The sequence below is a fragment of the Pseudomonas sp. I2 genome, from assembly GCF_040984075.1.
Taxonomy (GTDB): Bacteria; Pseudomonadota; Gammaproteobacteria; order Pseudomonadales; family Pseudomonadaceae; genus Aquipseudomonas; species Aquipseudomonas guariconensis_B.
This window is the reverse complement of the sequence record NZ_JBCGFQ010000277.1, coordinates 1-216: the sequence shown is the minus strand read 5'-3', so window position 1 is coordinate 216 and position 216 is coordinate 1. Positions and strand designations below refer to the sequence as shown.

Below are 216 nucleotides of genomic sequence, written 5' to 3'. Positions count from 1 at the left end.
TCAGCACATCTTCGACACCGCGCGTCTTGAGATCGTTAAAGACCTTCATCCAAAACTTCGCACCCTCGGTGTTCTCGATCCAGATGCCCAGGATATCCCGCGTCCCATCGGGGAGAACGCCCAGGGCCAGGTAAATGGCCTTGTTGCGCACCAGGCCCTCTTCGCGGATCTTCACCCGCAGCGCATCGAAGAAAATGACCGGGTACATCGGCTCCA

Annotated in this window: 1 protein-coding gene; it reads right to left on the bottom strand. The window is 57.9% G+C overall.

The genetic code is table 11. The annotated features are described in order from the left end of the window. Positions 1-216, bottom strand: a 216-nt coding sequence (locus tag WCE05_RS26600; protein ID WP_368816917.1) for a transposase, incomplete at both ends; no start/stop codon positions are given.